The organism is Paeniglutamicibacter sp. NPDC012692 (genome assembly GCF_042901625.1).
In the GTDB taxonomy this organism is placed as follows: Bacteria; Actinomycetota; Actinomycetes; order Actinomycetales; family Micrococcaceae; genus Paeniglutamicibacter.
The window spans coordinates 1,042,781-1,065,056 of sequence record NZ_JBIBDE010000001.1; the positions used below are offsets into that span (position 1 = coordinate 1,042,781).

At 65.2% G+C, this 22,276-nt stretch carries 20 protein-coding genes; 3 read left to right on the forward strand and 17 right to left on the reverse strand.

The window, feature by feature from the left end; genetic code table 11:
- The first annotated feature begins 14 nt into the window (after nucleotides 1-14).
- Nucleotides 15-812: a polyphosphate--glucose phosphotransferase gene (gene ppgK, locus ACFY5D_RS04805; RefSeq protein WP_387525752.1), complete on the forward strand. Its 798-nt coding sequence runs from the start codon at nucleotides 15-17 to the stop codon at nucleotides 810-812.
- A gap of 78 nt (nucleotides 813-890) precedes the next feature.
- Here ppgK and nrdR read toward each other — a convergent pair whose 3' ends face one another.
- Both nrdR and hisD read right to left on the reverse strand, forming a co-directional pair.
- A complete protein-coding gene (nrdR, locus tag ACFY5D_RS04810; RefSeq protein ID WP_387525755.1) occupies nucleotides 891-1,379 on the reverse strand; it encodes a transcriptional regulator NrdR in 489 nt (162 codons plus the stop codon).
- A gap of 139 nt (nucleotides 1,380-1,518) precedes the next feature.
- Nucleotides 1,519-2,883 (reverse strand): histidinol dehydrogenase, encoded by a 1,365-nt coding sequence (gene hisD, locus ACFY5D_RS04815; protein WP_387525758.1) that lies wholly within the window; start codon nucleotides 2,881-2,883, stop codon nucleotides 1,519-1,521.
- A gap of 161 nt (nucleotides 2,884-3,044) precedes the next feature.
- Between hisD and ACFY5D_RS04820 the strand changes: the two genes are divergently transcribed.
- Together ACFY5D_RS04820 and ACFY5D_RS04825 are read left to right on the forward strand one after the other, a co-directional pair.
- The gene (locus ACFY5D_RS04820) at nucleotides 3,045-3,542 is read left to right on the forward strand and encodes an SRPBCC domain-containing protein (RefSeq protein ID WP_387525761.1); all 498 of its coding nucleotides are present in this window, start codon (nucleotides 3,045-3,047) and stop codon (nucleotides 3,540-3,542) included.
- A gap of 28 nt (nucleotides 3,543-3,570) precedes the next feature.
- Nucleotides 3,571-4,074: an SRPBCC domain-containing protein gene (locus ACFY5D_RS04825; protein WP_387525764.1), complete on the forward strand. Its 504-nt coding sequence runs from the start codon at nucleotides 3,571-3,573 to the stop codon at nucleotides 4,072-4,074.
- A gap of 62 nt (nucleotides 4,075-4,136) precedes the next feature.
- Here the strand turns inward: ACFY5D_RS04825 and dnaE are convergent, their stop codons facing one another.
- The 15 genes from dnaE to murF form a co-directional block, all read right to left on the reverse strand.
- Nucleotides 4,137-7,703 carry a DNA polymerase III subunit alpha gene (gene dnaE / locus ACFY5D_RS04830; protein WP_387525767.1) on the reverse strand — a complete coding sequence of 1,189 codons (3,567 nt, stop codon included), beginning with the start codon at nucleotides 7,701-7,703 and terminating at the stop codon, nucleotides 4,137-4,139.
- A gap of 98 nt (nucleotides 7,704-7,801) precedes the next feature.
- Nucleotides 7,802-8,740, reverse strand: a complete 939-nt coding sequence (locus ACFY5D_RS04835) for an RluA family pseudouridine synthase (RefSeq protein ID WP_387525770.1) — start codon at nucleotides 8,738-8,740, stop codon at nucleotides 7,802-7,804.
- The gene (lspA, locus tag ACFY5D_RS04840) at nucleotides 8,737-9,345 is read right to left on the reverse strand and encodes a signal peptidase II (RefSeq protein WP_387525772.1); all 609 of its coding nucleotides are present in this window, start codon (nucleotides 9,343-9,345) and stop codon (nucleotides 8,737-8,739) included. The genes ACFY5D_RS04835 and lspA overlap by 4 nt, the downstream gene beginning before the upstream one ends.
- An 87-nt stretch (nucleotides 9,346-9,432) precedes the next feature.
- Nucleotides 9,433-10,110 (reverse strand): DivIVA domain-containing protein, encoded by a 678-nt coding sequence (locus tag ACFY5D_RS04845; protein ID WP_387525775.1) that lies wholly within the window; start codon nucleotides 10,108-10,110, stop codon nucleotides 9,433-9,435.
- A 215-nt stretch (nucleotides 10,111-10,325) separates the two neighbouring features.
- Nucleotides 10,326-10,631, reverse strand: coding sequence for a YggT family protein (locus tag ACFY5D_RS04850; RefSeq protein WP_387525777.1), 306 nt, complete (start codon nucleotides 10,629-10,631; stop codon nucleotides 10,326-10,328).
- A 20-nt stretch (nucleotides 10,632-10,651) separates the two neighbouring features.
- A complete protein-coding gene (locus ACFY5D_RS04855) occupies nucleotides 10,652-11,185 on the reverse strand; it encodes a cell division protein SepF (protein ID WP_387525779.1) in 534 nt (177 codons plus the stop codon).
- Between the two features lie 198 nt (nucleotides 11,186-11,383).
- On the reverse strand, nucleotides 11,384-12,088 hold the full coding sequence (locus ACFY5D_RS04860; protein WP_387525782.1) for a polyphenol oxidase family protein: 705 nt from the start codon (nucleotides 12,086-12,088) through the stop codon (nucleotides 11,384-11,386).
- A 37-nt stretch (nucleotides 12,089-12,125) separates the two neighbouring features.
- Entirely contained in the window at nucleotides 12,126-13,286 is a 1,161-nt protein-coding gene (ftsZ, locus tag ACFY5D_RS04865; RefSeq protein ID WP_387525785.1) for a cell division protein FtsZ, read from the reverse strand.
- A 199-nt stretch (nucleotides 13,287-13,485) separates the two neighbouring features.
- The gene (locus ACFY5D_RS04870; protein ID WP_387525787.1) at nucleotides 13,486-14,238 is read right to left on the reverse strand and encodes a cell division protein FtsQ/DivIB; all 753 of its coding nucleotides are present in this window, start codon (nucleotides 14,236-14,238) and stop codon (nucleotides 13,486-13,488) included.
- Nucleotides 14,238-15,638 carry a UDP-N-acetylmuramate--L-alanine ligase gene (murC, locus tag ACFY5D_RS04875; protein ID WP_387525790.1) on the reverse strand — a complete coding sequence of 467 codons (1,401 nt, stop codon included), beginning with the start codon at nucleotides 15,636-15,638 and terminating at the stop codon, nucleotides 14,238-14,240. The genes ACFY5D_RS04870 and murC overlap by 1 nt, the downstream gene beginning before the upstream one ends.
- A 4-nt stretch (nucleotides 15,639-15,642) precedes the next feature.
- Nucleotides 15,643-16,773: an undecaprenyldiphospho-muramoylpentapeptide beta-N-acetylglucosaminyltransferase gene (gene murG / locus ACFY5D_RS04880; protein ID WP_387525793.1), complete on the reverse strand. Its 1,131-nt coding sequence runs from the start codon at nucleotides 16,771-16,773 to the stop codon at nucleotides 15,643-15,645.
- Between the two features lie 100 nt (nucleotides 16,774-16,873).
- Complete coding sequence (gene ftsW / locus ACFY5D_RS04885; protein ID WP_387525796.1) at nucleotides 16,874-18,163, reverse strand: putative lipid II flippase FtsW; 1,290 nt, start codon at nucleotides 18,161-18,163, stop codon at nucleotides 16,874-16,876.
- Nucleotides 18,164-18,175: 12 nt separating this feature from the next.
- Nucleotides 18,176-19,687 (reverse strand): UDP-N-acetylmuramoyl-L-alanine--D-glutamate ligase, encoded by a 1,512-nt coding sequence (gene murD / locus ACFY5D_RS04890; RefSeq protein ID WP_387525799.1) that lies wholly within the window; start codon nucleotides 19,685-19,687, stop codon nucleotides 18,176-18,178.
- A gap of 2 nt (nucleotides 19,688-19,689) precedes the next feature.
- Nucleotides 19,690-20,793: a phospho-N-acetylmuramoyl-pentapeptide-transferase gene (gene mraY, locus ACFY5D_RS04895; protein WP_387525802.1), complete on the reverse strand. Its 1,104-nt coding sequence runs from the start codon at nucleotides 20,791-20,793 to the stop codon at nucleotides 19,690-19,692.
- Nucleotides 20,790-22,268: a UDP-N-acetylmuramoyl-tripeptide--D-alanyl-D-alanine ligase gene (gene murF, locus ACFY5D_RS04900; RefSeq protein WP_387525805.1), complete on the reverse strand. Its 1,479-nt coding sequence runs from the start codon at nucleotides 22,266-22,268 to the stop codon at nucleotides 20,790-20,792. The genes mraY and murF overlap by 4 nt, the downstream gene beginning before the upstream one ends.
- Nucleotides 22,269-22,276 lie beyond the last annotated feature (8 nt).

A 22,276-nucleotide genomic window follows, 5' to 3' on the forward strand; every position in this document is an offset into this window, starting at 1 on the left:
ACCTGAATAACAGCATGTCTAAAAACGCGCAGGATCCAGCAACCGTTGCCATCGGAATCGACATCGGCGGCACGGGCATCAAGGGCGGCATCGTCGACCTGACCCGTGGCAAGTTGATTGGTGACCGTTTCCGGATCGACACCCCCCAGCCCGCCACGCCGGCCGCTGTCGCGGAGGTCGTGGCCCAGATCGTCGAGGAGCTTTCCTCCCGCGAGGGCGCTCCGGCCGCAACCACCCCGGTGGGCGTCACTTTCCCGGCGATCATCCACCACGGCGTGGCCCGCTCGGCCGCCAACGTGGACAAGTCCTGGATCGGCACGGACGTCGATTCACTGCTCACCGAACGGCTGGGCCGGCCCGTCCACGTCATGAACGACGCGGACGCCGCAGGCTTGGCCGAGGTCCGCTACGGCGCCGGACGCGGAGTCGACGGAACGGTCCTGCTCATCACGCTGGGCACCGGCATCGGCTCGGCCCTGATCCACAACGGCGTACTGGTTCCCAACGTCGAACTGGGACACCTGGAAATCGACTCGGCCGTTGCCGAAACCAAGGCCTCGGCCTCGGCGCGCGAACGCGACGACCTGTCCTGGGACGAGTACGCGGAGCGCCTGCAGCGGTTCTTCACCCACACGGAGTTCCTGCTCTCCCCCAGCCTCTTTGTGATTGGCGGCGGCATCTCGAAGCGGGCCGACGACTACCTTCCGAAGATTTCGGTCAATGCCCCGATCGTTGTCGCTTCCTCGAAGAACAACGCCGGGATCGTCGGTTCGGCCCTGCAGTCGGTGATTTCCGAGCAGCTCGCCAGCTAGTCGTACATACGCGAAACGGGTGGTGTTCCCGGGCTTGTTGCCCCGGAACACCACCCGTTTTCGGTGGTCCCGATGATGCTATTTGGCGCTCAGCGGACGCTGCTTGCCCGTCGGGCGTTCTTCGCGTTCGCGCCGCAGCTTGTCGATGGCCTGCTCGAAGTCCTCAAGCGACTCGAAGCCCTGGTAGACGCTGGCGAACCGCAGGTACGCCACCTCGTCCAGGCGCTGGAGCGGCGCCAGGATGGCCAGCCCCACCTGGTGTGCGTCGATTTCCGCGGCCCCGCTGGAGCGTACGGTCTCCTCGACCTCCTGGGCAAGCACCGCCAGGTCATCGTCGGTGACGGGACGGCCCTGGCAGGCCTTGCGCACGCCGTTGATGACCTTGGCCCGGCTGAACGGTTCGGCGACGCCCGAACGCTTGAGCACGTTCAGGCTCGTGGTTTCGGCGGTGGTGAATCTGCGTCCGCAGGCTGCGCATTGGCGGCGGCGGCGAATTGCGGTGCCATCGTCGGTGAGCCGGCTATCTACGACACGCGAATCGGTATGCCGGCAATATGGGCAGTACACGGCACTCCATTCTTTGGGAACTTTGCGAAACACATGAGTGCTTCGCTTCAGTTTAGAACCACATATAGCCTAATCACAACATTGTCATTACCATATGTAGTGGCTTGCGTCACTTTGGCGCGCTGACGGCCGATGATTTTCAGGCGTTGTCGAAACGAATCGCGACGGCGTCGCCGTGCGCGGGCAGGTCTTCGGCGTTCGCGAGGGCAATCACGTGCCCGGCCACCTCGCTCAGCGCGGCGCGATCGTAGTCGATGACCTGGATTGCCTTCAGGAACGTATTCACATTCAGGCCCGAGGCGAAGGCCGCGGTTCCGCTGGTCGGCAGCACGTGGTTGGACCCGGCGCAGTAGTCGCCGAGGCTCACTGGCGAGTGCGAACCGACGAAGACGGCACCGGCAGCGGTGATGCGCCCGGCAACGGCGGGGGCATCCTGCGTGTGGATTTCCAGGTGCTCGGCTGCGTACACGTTGCACACGGCGATGCCGGATTCCAGGTCGTCGACCAGGATCACAGCGGACTGGTTTCCGCCCAGGGCGACGCGCACCCGCTCCGAGTGCTTGGTGGTGTTGCACTGGATTTCCAACGCCTCGCGCACGGACTGCGCCAATTCCGGGGAATCGGTGACCAGCACGGCCGCGGCGTTCGGGTCGTGCTCGGCCTGGGAAATCATGTCGGCTGCGATGTAGCCGGGGTTTGCCGTCGCATCGGCCAGGATCGCGATTTCGGTGGGTCCCGCCTCGGCATCGATCCCGACAACGCCCTTGACCAGGCGCTTCGCGGTTGCGACAAAGAGGTTGCCGGGTCCGGTGACAACGTCGACCGGCTCGATGGCCAGTTCGGGGTCCTCGCCCTCGGCAACCGGCACGCCGTAGGCAAGTGCCGCGATGGCCTGGGCCCCGCCCATGGCGTGGACCTCCTCCACGCCCAGCAGCTGCGCGGCGGCCAGGATGGTGGGGTGCGGCAGTCCGCCGAATTCCTTCTGCGGCGGCGAGGCGATGGCCAACGAGCCGACCCCCGCGGCCAGGGCGGGAACCGCATTCATGATCACGGAGCTGGGGTACACGGCCAGGCCGCCGGGAACGTACAGGCCCACGCGACGGACGGGAACCCAGCGCTGGGTCACCGTCGCACCGGTGGCGTAGCGGACCTCGCTGCTCCCCGGGACCTGTTCCGCGGCAAAGGTGCGGGCACGGGCGATGGATTCCTCGAGCCCGGCACGGACCTTGGGGTCCAGTTCCTCCAGGGCGCGGACCATGGCCTCGGCCGGGACCCGGGTGTGGGTCTGGGTGACGCCGTCGAAGCGTTCGGCCAGGTCGCTCAGGGCGGCGAATCCCTCGGTGCGCACACGGGTGATGATGCCCTCGACGGCCTCGGCGGCCGTGGCGAAGTTGAGCTCGGGCCTCGGCAGCACCGCCTTGAGGCTCGCATGGTCCAGTGCGGCACCCCGCAGATCTAGGTCTTGGAGCGCGGAAAAGGTCTGGGGGCTGGCGTTGCTAGTCACCGCACCAGTTTATAGGGTCGGCGGGCCGGCACCGCGAAAAGCCCGCACCTCCCCCTTAACAATCAAAGCGACACTCCCCGGGTTCCGGCATGCTTCCCCCGGCGCATCCCGGTGCCATAGTCTGCAACCAGCACGAACACACACATCAGAAGGGGAACCACATGCCACAGCCACATGGCGGATTCGAGCCATCGCCGACCGGACTGCGCATCGCGATCGAACGCAAGGTCGCGTTCGATCTTGAGAAAATCTGGGACGCATTCACCACCCCGAAGGGCCTCGAGCCCTGGGTGGGGGTCCTTCGCGGAAGTCGCGAAGCGGGCGACCTGCAGTTTTCCATGGTCGAGGGCGGACAGGAAGCATCGCCCGCGAACCTGGTGATCCACCGTTGCAGGGCGCCGCACGAGCTCTCCTTCACCACGGACAGCGAGTACGGCGCGTGGAACCTCGGGCTCGAACTGTCCCGGCAGGACGGGGTGAGCACGATCCGCTTCATCCATGACCTCGGCATGACCGACGATCCGAGCACCATCGGGCCGGGCTGGGAGTACTACGTCCAGCGGGCGATCGTTTCGCTCGAGGGCGGCGATGTCGAGTCGGTCAAGTGGGACGACTACTACCCCGCCCTGGCCCCGGCATACACGAGGGCGTCGGAGTAGGACCCTGCCTTCGGCGGAGGGAAATCCCATGACAGAGGCCCACGGCGGCGTCGAGATTTGGTTTCGCACCGGCGCCCGGAGCATCGTCATCGAACTCGATTCGGAGTACGACATCCCTGACATCTGGGAAGCCTCCACCACCGCCGAGGGCCTCCGCGCCTGGGTGGGGATCCTGCGCGGGAACACGGACCGCGGCGACCTGCGGTTCGCCTTCCTCGAAGAGGGCTTGGAAGCGGCGGCCGGGAGCGTGCAGGTCCTCCGGTGCAGGCCGCCCTACTATTTCTTTGTGACCGTCGAGACCGAACAAGGGGCATGGGTTCTTGGCATGGAGCTTTCGGGTCGACCGGGAACGAAGAAGGTCACGTTCATCCATGAGCTCGGGCCGACTGACGACCCAAGCACCATCGGGCCGGGTTGGGAGTACTACCTGCAGCGGCTGCTGGTGCACCTGGAGGGCGGCGACGTCGAATCCGTGAGGTGGGACGATTTCTACCCCGCCCTGGCCCCGGCATACGCGAAGGCGCCCGAGTAGTCCCCCCGTAAACCGGGTGGACCGCTCGGGCGCCTTTCGCATGCCTCGGGCTGGGCCTGGCCTTAGCCGTCCAGGCAGGTCGGGCCGAGCAGCACCTTCAGGTCCCCGAAGAGAGCCGAGTTGGGGTTGACCCGGTACTCCATGCCCAGGCGCATCAGCGAGGTGCCGCGGCTGCCGTGCAGCTTCACACGCACCTCGGTGGTTCCCTGGTGCACACGCAGCACGTCGCCGAGCGCCATGACCACGTCCTCGGTGGCCTTGTGCGCGGCCATGGAGATCACCACGGGACCGCTTTCACCGTCCTCGCGGATCTCGGGCACCGTGAGTTCCTGGGCGTTGAGCGTGATCGACCCGTCGTCGCGCTTCTGCACCCGGCCCTTGACCACGACGATCAAGTCCTCGGCCAGCACGTTGGCGATCGGCGCGTAGGCGTTGCCGAAGAACATCGTCTCCATGGAGCCTGACAGGTCCTCGATCTCGCAGCGGGCGTACGGGTTGCCCGACTTCTTGGCGATCCGGCGCTGCAGCGAGGTGATCATGCCGCAGATCGTGACCGTGTGACCGTCCTGCGGGCCGTCGTCGGAGAGCACCTGGGTGACGGACATGTCGGCGTTCTGCTCCAGAAGGCCGCCCAGGCCCTTGAGCGGGTGGTCCGAGACGTACAGGCCGAGCATGTCGCGCTCGAACGCGAGCTTGTCCTTCTTCTCCCAGTCCGGCATGTCCGGAACCGAGACCGTCATGCCCGAGGCGACCGACGGGTCGTCGAACGCGCTGAAGAGGTCGAACTGGTTGGCCGCCTCGTTGCGCTTGACCGCGATGACCGAGTCGACGGCTTCTTCGTGGATCGCCACCAGGGCACGGCGCGCGTGGCCCATGGAGTCGAAGGCGCCGGCCTTGATCAGCGATTCGATGGTTCGCTTGTTGCAGACCACTGCCGGGACCTTCTGCAGGAAGTCCGAGAAGTTCTCGAAGTTGCCCTTTTCCTTGCGTGCCTCGACCATGGCGTTGATGACGTTGGCGCCGACATTGCGGATCGCGCCCATGCCGAAGCGGATGTCCTTGCCCACAGGGGTGAAGTTCAGCGCCGACTCGTTGACGTCCGGGGCCAGAACTGTGATGCCCATGTGGCGGCATTCGTTCAGGTACATGGCCGTCTTGTCCTTGTCGTCCGCCACGGAGGTCAGCAGCGCCGCCATGTACTCGGACGGGTAGTGGGCCTTGAGGTACGCGGTCCAGTAGGAAATGACGCCGTAGGCCGCAGAGTGCGCCTTGTTGAAGGCGTAGTCGGAGAAGGGCAGCAGGATGTCCCAGAGGGCCTTGACGGCTTCCATGGTGAACCCGTTGTCGACCATGCCCTGGGAGAATCCGGCGAACTGCTTGTCCAGCTCGGATTTCTTCTTCTTGCCCATGGCGCGGCGCAGGATGTCTGCCTGGCCCAGCGAGAAGCCGGCCAGCTTCTGCGCAATGGACATGACCTGCTCCTGGTACACGATCAGGCCGTAGGTCCCGCCCAGGATCTCCCGCAGCGGTTCCTCCAGGGTCGGGTGGATCGGCGTTTCTTCCTGGAGCTTGTTCTTGCGCAACGCGTAGTTGTTGTGCGAGTTCGCGCCCATCGGGCCCGGGCGGTACAGCGCGAGCACAGCTGAGATGTCTTCGAAGTTGTCCGGGCGCATGAGCTTGAGCAGCGAGCGCATGGGCCCGCCATCGAGCTGGAACACGCCCAGGGTGTCGCCCCGGGCCATCAATTCGTAGGCGCCGGCATCGTCGAGTTCCAGGCGCTCCAGGTCCAGGTCGATGCCCTGGTTCGCCTTCATGTTTTCCAGGGCGTCGGAAATGATGGTGAGGTTTCGCAATCCCAGGAAGTCCATCTTGATCAGCCCCAGGCCTTCACAGGTCGGGTAGTCGAACTGCGTGATGACCTGGCCGTCCTGGATGCGGCGCATGATCGGGATGACGTCGATGATCGGGTCGGAGCTCATGATGACGCCGGCGGCGTGCACGCCCCACTGGCGCTTCAGCCCCTCGATGCCCTTCGCGGTTTCGAAAACGCGCGCGGCCTCGGGGTCGGTGGCGACCAGCTGGCGGAAGTCCCCGGCCTCGGAGTACCGCTTGGATTTGGGGTCCTCGATGTCGTTGAGCGGGATGTCCTTGGCCATGACGGCTGGAGGCAGCGCCTTGGTCAGGGATTCACCCATGGAGAAGGGGTAGCCAAGCACACGCGAGGAGTCCTTCAGCGCCTGTTTGGTCTTGATAGACCCGTAGGTCACGATCATCGACACGCGTTCGTCGCCATACTTTTCGGTCACGTACCTGATGACCTCCGAGCGGCGACGATCATCGAAGTCGACGTCGAAGTCGGGCATGGAGACACGTTCCGGGTTCAGGAAGCGTTCGAAGATCAGCCCGTGGACCAGCGGGTCCAGGTCGGTAATGCGCATCGCGTAGGCAACCATGGAACCGGCGCCCGAACCACGTCCGGGCCCGACGCGGATTCCATTGTCCTTGGACCAGTTGATGAAGTCGGCCACGACGAGGAAGTAGCCGGGGAAGCCCATCTTGATGATGACGTCGAGTTCGAAGTCGGCCTGCTTGCGCGAGGCCTCCGGAACACCGTTGGGGTAGCGGTAGTGCATCCCCTTGTCGACTTCCTTGATCAGCCAGCTGGTCTCGTCCTCGCCCGGCGGGCAGGGGAAGCGCGGCATGTAGTTGGCGCTGGTGTCGAAGGAGACCTCGGCGCGTTCGGCGATCAGCAGCGTGTTGTCGCAGGCATCCGGAAGTTCCTTGAAGAGGTGGCGCATCTCTGCCGGGGACTTCAGGTAGTAGCCGGACCCCTGGAACGCGAACCGCGAACCGCCCTGGTCGTAGGTGGGCTCGTCGAGGGTGGAACCGGAGTTGATGGCCAGCAGCGCCTCGTGCGCCTTGGCGTCATGCTCGTGGGTGTAGTGCAGATCGTTGGTGGCGACCAAGGGAATGTCCAGTTCCTTGGCAAGGCGCAACAGGTCCTGGGTCACGCGGCGCTCGATGTCCAGGCCGTGGTCCATGATTTCGCAGAAGTAGTTTTCCTTGCCGAAAAGGTCCTGGAACTCTGCGGCGGCGGCCTTGGCCTCTGCGTACTGGCCCAGACGCAGCTTGGTCTGGACCTCGCCGGAGGGGCAGCCGGTCGTGGCGATGATGCCCTCGTGGTAGGTGTTGAGCAGGTCGCGGTCAAGGCGCGGGTACTTGCCGAACACGGAATCGAGGGAGGCGATGGAGGAGGCCTTGAACAGGTTCTTCATGCCGGTGTTGTTGTAGCTCAGCAACGTCATGTGCGTGTAGAGGCCACCGCCGGAGACGTCGTCACGCTTCTGGCTTTCGTCGGTGCGCCACTTCACGCGGGTCTTGTCGTCGCGAGCGGTACCAGGGGTCACATAGGCCTCGATGCCGATGATCGGCTTGATGCCGGCCTGGGTTGCCTTGTTCCAGAAGTCGAAGGCGCCGAAGAGGTAACCGTGGTCGGTGGTGGCCAGAGCGGTCATCCCAAGCCGGTTGGTCTCTTCAAAGAGTTCGGTCAGACGTGCAGCACCGTCAAGCATTGAGTATTCGGTGTGCGTATGAAGGTGTACGAATCCATCGCGATTAGAGCTAGCCACCGATCCAGTCTAGGCGCTCTTGTTGGCTGCCGCTGGCGTCTTGCCGGGGATGTGAAAAGTGGCACCTGTTGTCTTCAACAGGTGCCACTCAAAACAACCTAGAATTCGCCGTCGCGCAGCATCTCGAGCGCGTTGTTCAGGTCCACCGGGTAGTCGCTGGTGTACTCGACCCATTCACCCGAAACCGGGTGAAAGAAGCCGAGCGTTTGCGCGTGCAGCCACTGGCGGGTCAGTCCGAGGCCCGCGGCCAGCTTGGGGTCGGCACCATAGGTCTGGTCTCCGACACAAGGATGGCGGAACGCGCTGAAGTGCACGCGGATTTGGTGGGTCCGGCCCGTTTCGAGTGTCACCTCAACGAGCGAGGCCCGGCCGAAGGCTTCAAGGACCTTGTAGTGCGTGACGGAATCGCGGCCGTCTTCAAGTACGGCGAACTTCCAGTCGTGGCCCGGGTGGCGGCCCAGCGGGGCATCGATCGTGCCCTGCAGCGGTTCGGGCAACCCCTGGACCACCGCGTGGTAGATCTTCTTGGGGGTGCGTTCCTTGAAAGCACGCTTCAGCGCCGTGTAGGCCCGCTCGGTTTTCGCCACGACCATCAGGCCGCTCGTCCCGACATCCAGTCGGTGCACGATGCCCTGGCGCTCGGCGGATCCGGACGTGGAAATCCGGTAGCCGGCAGCAATCAAGGCGCCCACGACGGTGGGGCCGACCCATCCCGGGGAAGGGTGTGCGGCAACGCCGACGGGCTTGTCGATGACAACGTAGTCTTCGTCATCGGCAATGATCTTGAGGTCTTCCACGAGTTCTACCCTGATTTCTAGTGGGTCCGGCCGAACCGGGAGGTAAACGTCGATCTGTTCGCCGGCGATGGTCTTGCGCGATTTGCCAACGACCTTGCCACCGGCCTTCACGTTGCCCTCGGCGCAGAGCAGCGCGGCTTGCGAACGCGAAACTCCCAGCCGTTCCGCGAGGAACGCGTCCAAGCGGATTTTTGCATCGTCGGGTTCGACCAGGAAGGCTTCTTCCCGCCCCTCGCTCATTCGTTACCCTGCGCTTCGGGTTCGGCCGTGTTGGGACGCTTCGTCTTCTTGGCGTGCTCGACCTGCTTGCCGTCGACTTCCTTGCCCATGAAAAGGAGCAGGCAAATGCCGATCATGGAACAGACGATGAACATGTCGGCGACATTGAAGATCGCAAAGTTTGGCAGGGCGATGAAATCCACGACATGGCCGTGGCCGAAGGACGGTGGCCGGAAGAGCCGGTCCGTCAGGTTTCCGGCAACGCCACCCATCAGGCCACCCAGGGCCAACGCCCACCGCAGGGAACCGATCTTGCGCACGAGGAACACCGCCACATACACGAGTACCGCAGCCTGGATGATGGTGAAAATCCAGGTCACGCTCTCCCCCATGGAGAAGGCGGCACCCGAGTTGCGAATGAAGTACCAACGCAGCAGCGGCGGGAAGACGTCAATCACTTGGCCCACGTACATGTTGTTTTCAACAATGCGTTTGGTGACCTGATCCAATACCAGGGCAATCACTGCCAGTGAGGTGGTCAGCAGTATCAACTGCCTCTTGGGCCCACCAAGGATTCCGGATGCCGTTGAATCCTGTGGCGCTGGTGGTACGGAACTGTTTTCCATTATGTCCTTTAACGCATTGTTGGCGGTCGGGATATCCCGACCGCCAACAATCTTAAGCCATCAATATGTGAGGCAGGGATTGGCAGATTAGCCGTTGTCCTTGGATTCCGGGGAATCCATGGAGCCCTTGGCCTCGAGGTCGCGCAGCTGACCCTCGATGTAGGTCTTCAGGCGTGCACGGTAGTCACGCTCGAAGCCACGCAGCTGTTCAACCTTGCGCTCGAGAACAGTCTTCTGCTGCTCCAGGGCGGAAAGCGTCTTGCGGCTCTTCTCCTCGGCGTCGGATACAAGGCTGTTGGCCTCGACCTGTGCCTCGGCAATGATCTTGTCACGCTGCTCAACACCGGCGGACACGTATTCGTCGTGCAGGCGCTGCGCCATGGCGAGAACGCCAGCGGCGGATTCGGCGGTTGTTGCCGAAGCGGCAGGAGCTGCTGCCACAACCTTTGCCGGTTCGGCGGCCTTCGGGGCCTCCGCAGCGCGGGTTTCTTCCTTCTTGGCTTCGGCTTCCTTCGCCTTGGCCTTGTCGGCTTCAGCTACCTTGGCGGCGGGCGCCGCTGCAACGGGAGCCGGCACAGCCAGGTCTCCGTCGGCAACGCCGGCTTCGCTCAGGCGGCGACGCAGTTCATCGTTCTCCTGCGTCAGACGACGTAGTTCGACAACGATCTCGTCTAGGAAATCGTCAACTTCATCCTGATCGTAGCCTTCTCGGAACTTAGTTGGCTGAAATCGTTTGTTGACTACATCTTCTGGCGTGAGAGCCATCTGGTCACCTCGATACTTGGTTCTCTCCCCGAACCGCTGATGTGCGGCCCGAGTACACTTACCCGTTTATTGACACGCTAACCGGTGCAGTCGTTGTGCCTAATGCGTCAACACTATAACGACTGAACCACTAATGACTAAATTTAACGAACATTCCGGCAGGAATATTCATCAGTTACCACTGGTCGCGGCCTACTTCGGCTTCTATTGAAGCATTAACCCACGGCTGCCATTCGGCCCAAAGAACCGACAGCCAGTTTCAGGAAAATAACAACAAGGAACAAAATTATGAACGCCAGATCCAGGCGGATTCCCCCGATATCGAGCGGCTTGACGCGGGAGCGCAGCCAACGCATGGGTGGATCCGTGGTCCGGGCGATCATGGATACCGCGACCAGGGCAAGCCCGCGAGGGCGCCATGACCGGGCAAAGGATTCGGTGATGTCAAGCACGATGCGCAACAAGAGCATGACTTGCAACACGGTGAGCACCATATAGAGCAGTGCGAAGATAAGCTCCACGTTTTATACGAACCTTGCCGCTAGCTCTGGTTGAAGAACGTAGCTTGGTCTTCGGACTGTTTCTTGTCCTCGCCCAGGACCTCAACGGTGGAAGGCGAGAGCAGGAACACCTTGTTGGTGACACGCTCGATGCTTCCGTGCAGCGCGAAAACCAGCCCGGCGGAGAAATCCACCAGTCTCTTGGCATCGGCTTCACCCATGTCCGTGACATTCATGATGACAGGGATGCCGTCACGGAAGTTCTCGCCAATGATTTTTGCATCGTTGTATGAACGTGGGTGAACCGTGGTGATCTGACGCAATGAATCGTCCTCGTCCCGAGCTGAAGGCGCGCGCTTGATGGGTGTTACCGGAGCCCGGTATTCGTTTTCAATGACAGGTCGCGGTGCGACAGGTGCCGTCGGAGCAGGCTGGACGGCAACCGGCTCCTCGTGAAGAGGCTCAACTACGCGCACTTCTTCACGCGCCTCGATATCGCGCTGCTCCGTCTCGAAGTTCTCGTCGCCTTCGGCGAGTCCGAGGTAGATCATTGTCTTGCGCAGTGCGCCAGCCATGGTCTTCTCCTTTTAGTCGTGCGCGGTCGGTTTTGCCGGCCGCAAGTCTCTCCGCTAATTCGACGCTACCGCACCATTCGGCGGGGCCCGAGTACATCGGAGACTTCGCGTCGGTGTGTCGCAATGTGGCTTTCGCCGCTTCGGCAATCCCGGGTTGGCTTCGGGCAATCGTCGAGGAGCCGGATCGTGCGGGACTGCCTACTTGCCGGACCAGACCAGGCCGGCCAATCGGCCGGTGTCCGGGTCCCGCCGATAGGAGAAGTAGTCCTCGTTCTCGAGAGTGCAAACGCCGCTTGCCGTCACGCTGACGCCGAGCAATTCGAGCTCACGTCGGGCCTCGCCCGGCAGGTCGAGGCCGGTGCTGCCCCAGCGGGTGGCACAGGTGATGCCGGGACGCAGGTTTTCGGATTCTTCGGCCATGTGGGCCGGGACTTCGTAGCAGGAACCGCAGATTGACGGTCCGATCCACGCTTCGAGCCTTGTGGCGCCATGGGATTCCATCCGCGCCACCGTGTTGGACAGGATTCCGTCCAAGAGTCCGCGGCGTCCGGCATGGGCCACGGCGCTGATCGCACCCGAGCCGGTGATGCCGGCGAAAACGACGGGAACACAGTCGGCGACCATGACCGCCAGGGGCTCCAGCGCACTTGGCGACACCAGCGCATCGCAGGTGGCGATGTCGGAGGCTGCCGGCGGCCCGTCGACCGAGACGACGTCCGCCGAATGCACCTGGTCCATGTAGGTGAAACGTGTTTCGCCCAGGCCCAGGCCTCGTTCCAGACCGTGACGCCGCAGCAGCACGGCGTCACGGTCATCCGGAACGTGGAGGGCGAGGTTGCCCTGTTCTATGGAAGTGAAAGCAATTTGCAGGCTTGGAGCCAATGCGGATTGGTAACGCAACATAGAGCCGGGCAACTCCCCCATCAGGTGACTTGCTTGTTTACTTCAGGAAATCCGGGACATCCAGGTCATCGTTGGTCGCCGAAAGATCCGGCTCGACGATGGCAGGGAGTTCCTCGAATGCGGGCTCCACCGTTGCCACTGCCGCGCGAGCTTCCTCGCGCGCCGGTGCAACGAACGGAGCCTGCGGAGCCGCGGCAGGTGCGGCCGGGACGGTGCGGGCCGGGAGTGCCACCTGCGGTGCGCTGGTCGCGTCGACCTGGTCGAAGCCTGCGGCAATGACGGTGACGCGGGCTTCGTCACCCAGGGCGTCGTCGATGACGGCGCCGAAGATGATGTTGGCCTCCGGGTGTGCAACTTCCTGCACCAGGCGGGCTGCTTCGTTGATTTCGAAGAGGCCCAGGTCCGATCCGCCCTGGATGGAGAGCAGAACGCCGTGGGCGCCGTCGATGGAGGCCTCGAGCAGCGGCGAGGCGATGGCGAGTTCCGCGGCCTTGACGGCGCGGTCCTCTCCGCGCGCCGAACCGATGCCCATGAGGGCCGAACCCGCACCCTGCATGACCGACTTCACGTCGGCGAAGTCAAGGTTGATCAGGCCGGGGGTGGTGATCAGGTCGGTGATGCCCTGAACGCCGGAAAGCAGCACCTGGTCGGCCTGGCGGAATGCGTCAAGAACCGAAACGTTGCGATCGGAGATCGATAGCAAACGGTCGTTCGGGATCACGATCAGGGTGTCGACTTCGTCGCGCAGTGCTTCGATGCCGGCCTCCGCGGAGTTCGCACGGCGGCGACCCTCGAAGGTGAACGGACGGGTGACAACACCGATGGTCAGTGCGCCGAGGCCGCGGGCGATGCGGGCGATGACCGGTGCGCCACCGGTGCCGGTGCCACCGCCTTCGCCTGCGGTCACGAAGACCATATCCGCTCCGCGGAGTACTTCTTCAATCTCCTCGCCGTGGTCTTCGGCCGCCTGGCGTCCCACATCGGGGTTGGCGCCTGCGCCAAGTCCACGCGTGAGTTCGCGTCCAACGTCGAGCTTGACGTCTGCATCACTCATAAGCAGAGCCTGCGCATCGGTGTTGATTGCAATAAATTCGACGCCTCGCAGGCCAACTTCGATCATGCGGTTGACGGCGTTGACGCCACCACCGCCGATGCCGACGACCTTGATGACGGCGAGGTAGTTCTGTGGAGCTGCCACGTCCTGATTCCCTTGTTCGATGTGCTGCTGACCGAGGAAGCTCAACCGGACCAACGTTAACCCTCAACTCGAAGGTTATAGTTATGTCAAGCAACCGCTGTTAAAACGCTATGGTTCGTGGTTCGCACATGCAACGACCAAGGCCGCGTGTCGCCCCAAAGTCGTTGATTTTTCTGTGTTTTACACGTTTGGAGGACCGTTACCGGGCCACCGGGTGTTGCGGGCTGGAAATGTCGTACACCTTAATCGGTGACTCCTTGTCCTTCGGCGCCCCTAAAAGCGCCTCAAGGACCTTGATTTTCAGCGTTGATTCCTGGTCGTTACCCCAGATGACCAAGGTGCCGTCCTTGAGCTTCAGCTCAATGAAGTCCTTGCTCGTGGCCGTTGCGTGATCCACGGTCGCCAATAGTGTATCCGGTAGTTCCGAAAGAACTTGAGTCAGCATCGAAAACACCTTGGGGTTCTTAATCACGGCGCTCGACTTCACGGTGGGAAGCTTGGGCTTGTCCTTCTCCCCCAGCACCGCCAAGACCTGCCCCTCGGACCCCACCAACGACCGCTTCGAGCCCTCGGTCAGGACCGCCACCGGATGGTGTTCGATGATCTGGATTCGCAAGGTGTCGGGCACCTCCGCCTGCACGATTGCGTCCTTGACCGCCGGTTGCCCGCCGAGCAGCTCCATGACCTTGCCGGTGCCCACGCGCGCCAGCGGCACCCCGTGCAGGGGCTCCAGGGCACGCTGGAGCTCCTTTTCCTTCACCAGCGAGTTTCCCTCGACCTGGATGTTCTTGATGGCCAGGATCGGAGAGAAACTCAGGACCAGCACCAGCGTAACAATCAGGGCCGCGACAACCGAGGTGCCGATGATCCAGCGCTTGCGCGTACGCAGCCGCGGATCGGGCGGCAGGTCCACGACATTGGATGCGCCGGCACGCTTGGGCTTGGCGGCCATCAGCTTCCCAGACGCGCGCGCAATTCAGCCAGGATTGCGCTCCCTTGCTCGGTGACGTCACCGGCGCCGATCGTCATGACGACGTCGCCCGGCTTGGCGCACGCGGCAACCACGGATGCGGCCTGGCCCATGGAAACCAGGCCACCGGCGGTGTCCAGCTCCTTGGTGACAAGTTCGCTGGTCACGCCCGGGATCGGGGTTTCCCGGGCGGGGTAGATCTCCAGCACGTATGCGGTGTCGGCCAGCGAAAGCGCCTGGCCGAACTCGCGGTGGAACTCCCTCGTGCGGCTGAACAGGTGCGGTTGGAAGAGCACGTGGACTGCGCCGGTTCCCGCCACGGCGCGGGCTGCACGCAGGGCCGCCAGGACCTCGGTCGGGTGGTGGGCGTAGTCGTCGTAGACCCGCACCCCGCCGGCCTCGCCGCGAAAGTCGAAGCGCCGAGCGGCGCCCGTGAAGGCACCCAGGCCCTCGACCGCGGCTTCCGGGTCCAGCCCGCAGTCCAGCCCCACCGCGAAGGCTGCGGCGGCGTTGAGCAGGTTGTGGTTGCCCGGAAGTGCGAGTTCCAGGTCGACTTCCTGGCCGCTCCCCCATTCCAGGGTGCAGGCAAAACGGTTCTCGCGCGGGTGCGCGCCAAGCAGGCGACGGTCGGCGTCCTCGGAGAAGCCGTACGTCTGCACGCGCAGGTCCGGGCGCTCGCGCCGCATGCGGGCGGCCAGCGCGCGGGAGCCCTCGTCGTCGGCGCAGCAAATGAGCAAGCCGTCGGCGGGCAGCAGCGAGGCGAAGGCGTGGAACGACTCGTGGACGGCCTCGACCGAGCCGTAGTGGTCAAGGTGGTCGGCCTCGATGTTGGTGATCACCACGACGTCGGGCTGGTAGTTCAGGAACGAGGCGTCGGATTCGTCGGCCTCGGCCACAAAGACCTTGCCCTCGCCGTACTCGGCGTTGAAGCCCAGGCTGGCGATGTTCGCGCCGATGGCAAAGGTCGGGGAGATCCCGGCCTCGCGCAGCATGAAGGCGATCAGCGAGGTGGTCGTGGTCTTGCCGTGGGTGCCGGCCACGGTGATGACGTGGTGGCCCTCCATGGTCGCGGCAAGCCCCTGGGAGCGGTGCAGGATCCGCAGGCCGCGGGCGACGGCCTCGTCGTATTCCGGGTTGCCGGCCTTGATGATCGAGGAGATCACCACGGTGTCGGCATCGCCCAGGTTTTCGGCCGCGTAGCCGACGTGGATGCGCGCCCCGGCCTCGCGGAGGTCGTCGAGCACCGGAAGTTCCTTGGCGTCGGTTCCGGAGACCGTCAGTCCGCGGGCGAGCATGAGCCTGGCCACGGCCGAGACCCCCACGCCGCCGATGCCCATGAGGTGGACTTTGCCGAGTTGGTCAAGAGTATGTAATTCCTGCATGTGACTAGCTTCCCATGACGGCGGTGCGTGGAGGGGTTTGGCGGCCCAGTGAGTCAAGAATCATTGCGGCCATGGCCTCGGCGGCATCGCTGCGCCCCTGGCTGGAGGCGGCCTTGCCCATCTGCTCCAGTTCGTCCTGGTCCAGCAGCAGCGGGATCACCGTGGAGGCAACGTATTCCGGGGTGAACTCGGCATCGGCGACCAGCAGCGCGCCGCCGGCGGCGACAAGGTCCGCGGCGTTCAGCCGCTGCTCCCCGTTGCCGATCGGCAGCGGGACGAGCACCGCGGGGGTGCCCGCGACGGCGAGTTCGCAGACCGTTCCGGCGCCCGAGCGGGCAACCATCAGGTCCGCTGCGGCGTAGGCCTGGTCCATGGAGTCGACGTATTCGACCTGGCGGTAGCCCGGGGCCGCCAGCGGGTTGCCGGACTCGTCGAGGACGACCTTGTCGCGCCCGGTGATGTGCAGGACCTGGATCCCGGCCGCGGCCAGCGCGGGAAGGCTCCCGGCGATCGCGGCGTTCACCGAGGCGGCCCCGGAGGAGCCTCCGGTCACCACCAGTGCCGGGACGCCGGGGGCCAGGCCGAGGGCCTCGCGGGCGCCCTCGCGCAGGGCTGCTCGGTCCATGGTGGCGACGTTGCCGCGCATCGGCATGCCGACGACCTTGGCGCCGGGAAGCCCGGTGCCGCTGAAGGCCGCCCCGACGCCCTGCGCGTAGCGTGCCCCGACCTTGTTTGCCAGGCCGGCGCGCGCGTTGGCCTCGTGGACGAAGATCGGCAGCTTGCGCTTACGGGCGGCCAGGTAGACGGGCGTGCAGACGTAGCCGCCGACGCCCAGCACTGCCTGTGCGTTCGCGTCGTCGAGGATCCTGCCGGCCGCCTTGATGGCCGCGGAGAAGCGGAAGGGGAGCTTCAGCAGGTCCATGGACGGGCGCCGGGGCATCGGGACCTTGGCGATGGTGCGCAGCTCGTAGCCGGACTCCGGGACCAGCCTGGTCTCCAGGCCACTCTCGGTGCCGACAGCGGTGATCCGGGCGCCGGGCGCCATCCGGCGCAGGGCGTCGGCGATCGCGATCATCGGGGAGACGTGTCCGGCGGTTCCGCCACCGGCAATCACCACGCGCAATTCTTCAGTCATGTTTTGCCTGTACTACTTTCGGTTCTCAAGCTGTGGCGCCGCTCCACCGTGACGGACCCGTGGGGCCGCAGGGAAACGGTGGTGCGCGCTAGCGGTGTGGTTAGTTGGCTTTGGCGCCGCGGAGCTTGGCCATGTACCCCTGGAGCAGGCCGGGGGTCGCCCGCCCCTGCTTGCCCATGCGCTGTTCGCGGGCGAAGGCCAGCACGACGCCGATGCCCAGGAACGTTGCGAGGAGAGCCGAGCCGCCCGAGGAAATGAAGGGCAGCGGGACGCCGATGACCGGCAGCAGGCCAATGACCATGCCGATGTTCACGAACGCCTGGCCGACGATCCAGGCCATGATGCCGCTGACGGCCGCCCGGCCGAAGATCGTTTCGGAGCGCACGGCGATGCGGTACATCGCCACGGCGAGCATGGTGTAGAGCAGCACCACGAAGAGCGTGCCGAGCAGGCCCATTTCCTCGCCGAGGACGGCGAAGATGAAGTCGTTCTGCGCCTCGGGGATGTGGGACCACTTCTGCCGCGATTGGCCCAGGCCCACCCCCAGCCAGCCGCCGGAGGCCAACGCGTAGATTCCCTGCTGCGCCTGGTAGCAGTAGTCCTGGGCCTCGCCGCAGCCGAAGAGCCAGGCGGTGACGCGTCCCAGTCGGGTGGGCGCCACGGCAACCGCCAGGGCCAAGCCGACGGCCGCCGCCGCCGCTCCGTAGCCGAAGATCTTGGCGGGGGCCCCGCCGACGAACATCACCACCACCAAGATCAGGGCCAGCACCATGGCGGTGCCCAGGTCCTTGCCGATCATAACCAGTAGGAGCATGAATCCGCCGAACGGCGCCACGAGCGGAACCACCGCGTGCTTCCACTGGCCCATCAGGTGCGCCTTGCGTTCGACGACGGCCGCGCCCCACAGCGCCATGGTCGCCTTGGCGAATTCGGAGGGCTGCACGGAGAACGACCCGATGATCAGCCAGTTCTTGTTGCCGTAGATTTCCTCGCCGAAGAGAAGCACCATGATCAGCAGCACCGTGGCGATACCGAGCGCCGGCCAGGCCAGCTTCTTGAGCTTCTCGGTCGGCAGCAGCTGCAGCATTGCCATGCACAACAGGCCCAGGACGGCCCACAGGGCCTGCTTCCTGAAGTCGTCGAAGGGCGACTTGTTCCGCGCGATCGCCTCCACCGAGGAGGAGGAAAGCACCATGATCAGGCCCAGCAGGGTCAGTGCCAGCGTGCAGCCCAGGACCACGTAGTAGTTGATCTGGGCACCGCGCAGCGATGGGTCTTCGATCCTCGAAAACAACTTGGCAAGTCCGCGCGGTTCACGGCCCCGGCCGGGCTTGGCCGCCTTGCCGGCAGTGCTGCCCTTGCCGCGCGGGGCCTGTGTTTTGCCGCTCACGACTGCTCCTTACTACTTGGTGTCTTCTCCCATGAGTGCACGGACCGCGTCGATAAACGCGTTGCCCCGCTGTGCATAGGAGGAGAACTGGTCCATCGAGGCTGCCGCCGGTGCCATGAGCACCGTGTCGCCGGCCCCGGCAATGGCCGCGGCCTGGTTAACGGCCTCGGCCATCACGGCCCAGCCGTGGGCCGATCCGGTTGCCTCTTCTCCAGTTTCGCGCACGGCGGTCATGATCACCGGCACCTGCGGTGCGTGTCGTTCCAATGCCTCGACGAGCTTCGCGGTGTCGGTCCCGATCACCACCACGGCCTTGAGCCGCTTGGCGTGGGCCTTCACGAGGTCGTTGTACTCGACGCCCTTGGAAAGCCCGCCGGCGATCCACACCACGGAGCCGAAGGCGCCCAGCGAGGCGCTGGCCGCGTGCGGGTTCGTCGCCTTGGAATCGTTGATCCACAGCACGTCGTCGCGGCGGGCCACGGCCTGGATGCGGTGGTCCCCCGCGTCGAAGTCGCTCAGCCCCAGCGCGACGGCCGCGGGTTCCACGCCGTAGGCGCGGGCGAGTGCGGCAGCCGCCGCGGCGTTGGCGGCGGTGTGCCGCGGGACGACCTCGCCGATCTGGTCCAGCGCCACGAGTTCGGCCGCCGAGTTGCGGCGGTCCTCGATGAACGCGCGGTCCACCAGCAGGTCCTCGACCACGCCGACCATGCTCAGCTGCGGCACGCCGGTGGTGAAGCCGACGGCGCGGCAGCCCTCGACGACGTCGGCATTTTCGACCATTTCCTCGATCACGCGCTCGTCGGCGTTGTAGATCGCCGCGACGCGGGTGCGCTCGTAGATCTTGGCCTTGTCGGCCTTGTAGTTCTCGAACCCTCCGTGCCAGTCCACGTGGTCCTCGGCGATGTTCAGCACCACGGAGGCCAGCGGGGACATGGTGTGGGTGAAGTGGAGCTGGAAGCTGGAAAGCTCCAGGGCGATCACGTCGAAGCCCTCGGGGTCGCGGATCGCATCCAGGATCGGGGTTCCCACGTTGCCGGCGGCGATGGCGCGCAGGCCCGCGGCCTTGAAGATCGACTCGGTCATGCCCACCGTGGTGGTCTTGCCGTTGGTCCCGGTGATGACGACCCACTCGGCGAGCTTGCGGCCCTCCTTGGAGCGCACGCGCCAGGCGAGCTCGACGTCGCCCCAGATCTCGATGCCGGCCTCGGCCGCCGCGGCGAGCATCGGCTGGCGCGGGTTCCACCCGGGCGAGGCGATGACCAGCTGCGGGAGTTCGCCGTCGATCAGCGGAAGCGTGTCGGTGTGCGCGGCGCCCAGCAGCACGTCGGTCGCGCCGACGATCTTCAGGGTGTCGGCACGCGAGCGGTTGACCTCGGTGTCGGCGCCGTCGACGACGACGACGCGGGCACCGAGCTCGATCAGCGTGTCGGCGGCGGAGAAGCCGGACAGGCCCAGGCCGGCCACGGCGACGCGCAGCCCCGCCCAGTCCGATTCCCAGCTGGTCAGCTTGGCAAGATCGGTCATTGTCACAGTCCCACGACCCATTCGGAGTAGAAGATGCCCATGCCCGCGGCGACAAAGAGCCCGCCAAGGATCCAGAAGCGGACCACCACGTTCTCCTCGGCCCAGCCGGAGAGCTCGAAGTGGTGCTGCAGCGGCGCCATCTTGAAGACGCGCTTGCCGCCGGAGAGCTTGAAGAAACCGACCTGGATGATGACCGACAGCGCGATCATCACGAACAGCCCGGCCAGCACGACCAGCAGCAGCTGCGTGCGGGAGAGGATCGCGAACGCGGCCACGGCGCCGCCGATGGCCAGCGATCCGGTGTCGCCCATGAAGATCTTCGCGGGCTTGGCGTTCCACCAGAGGAAGCCAATCAGGGCGCCGCAGAGGATCGCGCCGAGCAGCGCCAGGTCCATGGGGTCGCGCACGGTGTAGCAGACGTTGCCCGCCCCCGGCAGGCCGCAGGCCTGGTTGTTCTGCCAGATGCCGATCAGCGTGTAGGCGCCGAACACCATGATGGAGGCGCCGGCGGCCAGGCCGTCGAGCCCGTCGGTGAGGTTCACGCCGTTGGTGGTGCCGGTGACGATCAGGTTGGACCAGAGCACGAAGAGGATCAGGCCCGCCAGCGGCCCGGCGAAGGCCAGGTCGATGTTGGTGTCGCGCAGGAAGGAGATCGCCGTCGACGCGGGCGTGAGCCCGTTCTCGTTGGGGAAGTTCAGCGCGAGCACGGCGAAGGCGATGCCGACGGCGGCCTGCAGCACGATCTTTTCCCAGGCGCGCAGGCCCAGCGAGCGCTTCTTGGCGATCTTGATGAAGTCGTCAAGGAAGCCGACCAGGCCCATGCCGGCGAAGAGCAGCAGCGCCAGCAGGCCGCTGGCCGTCACGCCGGAGGTGGCCCGGCCCATGAGGGTCAGGATGCCGTGGGTGAGGAAGTAGCTCAGGATCACGGCCAGCACGATGATCACGCCGCCCATGGTCGGGGTGCCCGACTTCACGGCGTGGCTCGTCGGCCCGTCGTCGCGGACGACCTGGCCGTACTGCTTCTTGGTCAGCAGGCGGATGAATACGGGCATGGTGGCCATGGTAAAGACCAGGGAAATGCCGGCTCCCATGATTAGGGCAATCACTGCTCCGAGCCCTCCTTCGCGGTGCGGGCACCGTTGTTGGTTTCTGCGATCCGGTCGCCCAGGTGGCGCAGTCCGGAACCGTTGGACGACTTGAAGAGCACGATGTCGCCCGGGAGCAGGTTGTCATTGAGGATCTCGGCGGCGGCGTCGGCGTCCTCGGCGAAGTACGCCTCGTCGCCCCAGCTGCCCTCGAGCACCGCCGAGTTGTAGGCGGCCTTGGCGCCGCGCCCCACCACCAGCAGCTTCTTGATGTTCATGCGGACCGCCGCGCGGCCCAGCAGGTCGTGCTCGTGGATCGAGTCGCTTCCGAGCTCGAGCATCTCGCCCAGCACGGCCCAGGTGCGGCGTGCGACGCCGGCCTCGTTGGGCAGGCCCAGCTCGGCGAGCGTGACCAGGGCCGCGCGCATCGAGTCCGGGTTGGCGTTGTAGGCGTCGTTGATGATGCTCACGCCGTCGGCGCGTTCGGTGCGTTCCATGCGCCAGCGGCTGGCCGGGCCCAGGCCCTGCAGCGTTGCGGCGATCTGCGCGCCCTCGACGCCGAGGTACTCGGCGACCGCGGCGGCGGCAAGGATGTTGGTGACGTGGTGGCGCCCGATCAGGCCCGATCGCACAGGGAACTCGGAGCCGTCGCGCAGCACCAGGGTGAAGACCGGGTGTCCGTCGGCGTCGACTTCGGCGTTCCGCGCCCACACGCCGGCGGCGTCCGGGTCGGCGTTGCGCTGCACGCCGAAGTTCAGCACCGGGGCGATCGTGCGCGAGGCCATCGCGGCAACCAGCGGGTCGTCGAGGTTCAGCACGGCAAGGCCGTCGGCGGACAGGGATTCGACCATCTCGCCCTTGGCGATCGCGATGTTCTCGACACCGCCGAATTCCCCCGCGTGTGCCGAACCGACGCCCAGCACCACCCCGACCTCGGGGTGGACCATGTCGGTGAGGTAGTTGATGTGGCCCACGCCGGTGGCGCCCATCTCCACCACGAGGAACCTGGTGTCCTCGGTGGCTCGGAAAACGGTCAGCGGAACGCCGACCTCGCCGTTGTAGGAACCGACGGGTGCGACCGTGGGGCCCGCGGTGGACAGCAGCTCGGAGAGCAGGTCCTTGGTCGTGGTCTTGCCCGCGGAACCGGTGATGCCGACGACCCGCAGGCCGTTGCGTTCCTTGAGCCGGGCGACGATGGCCGCAGCGATCTTGCCCATGGCGATGACGGCGTCGGGCACGATGACGGCCGGGTGCACCGAGCCGTCGGGTGCAACCGTTTCGCGCTCGGCCAGGGCCAGCAGCGCACCGCGGTCCATGGCGGCCTGCACAAAGTGGTGGCCGTCGGAGGCTTCGCCGGGCTTGGCCACAAAGAGCCAGCCCTCGTTGCACTCTCGCGAGTCGGTGGTGACCCCGAGGACCTGGTGGTCGGCAGAGGCCGTGGAAGTGAGTCGCCCGCCCGTGATTTCGGCGATTTCGGCGGAAAGAAGATCAATCATGACAGGTA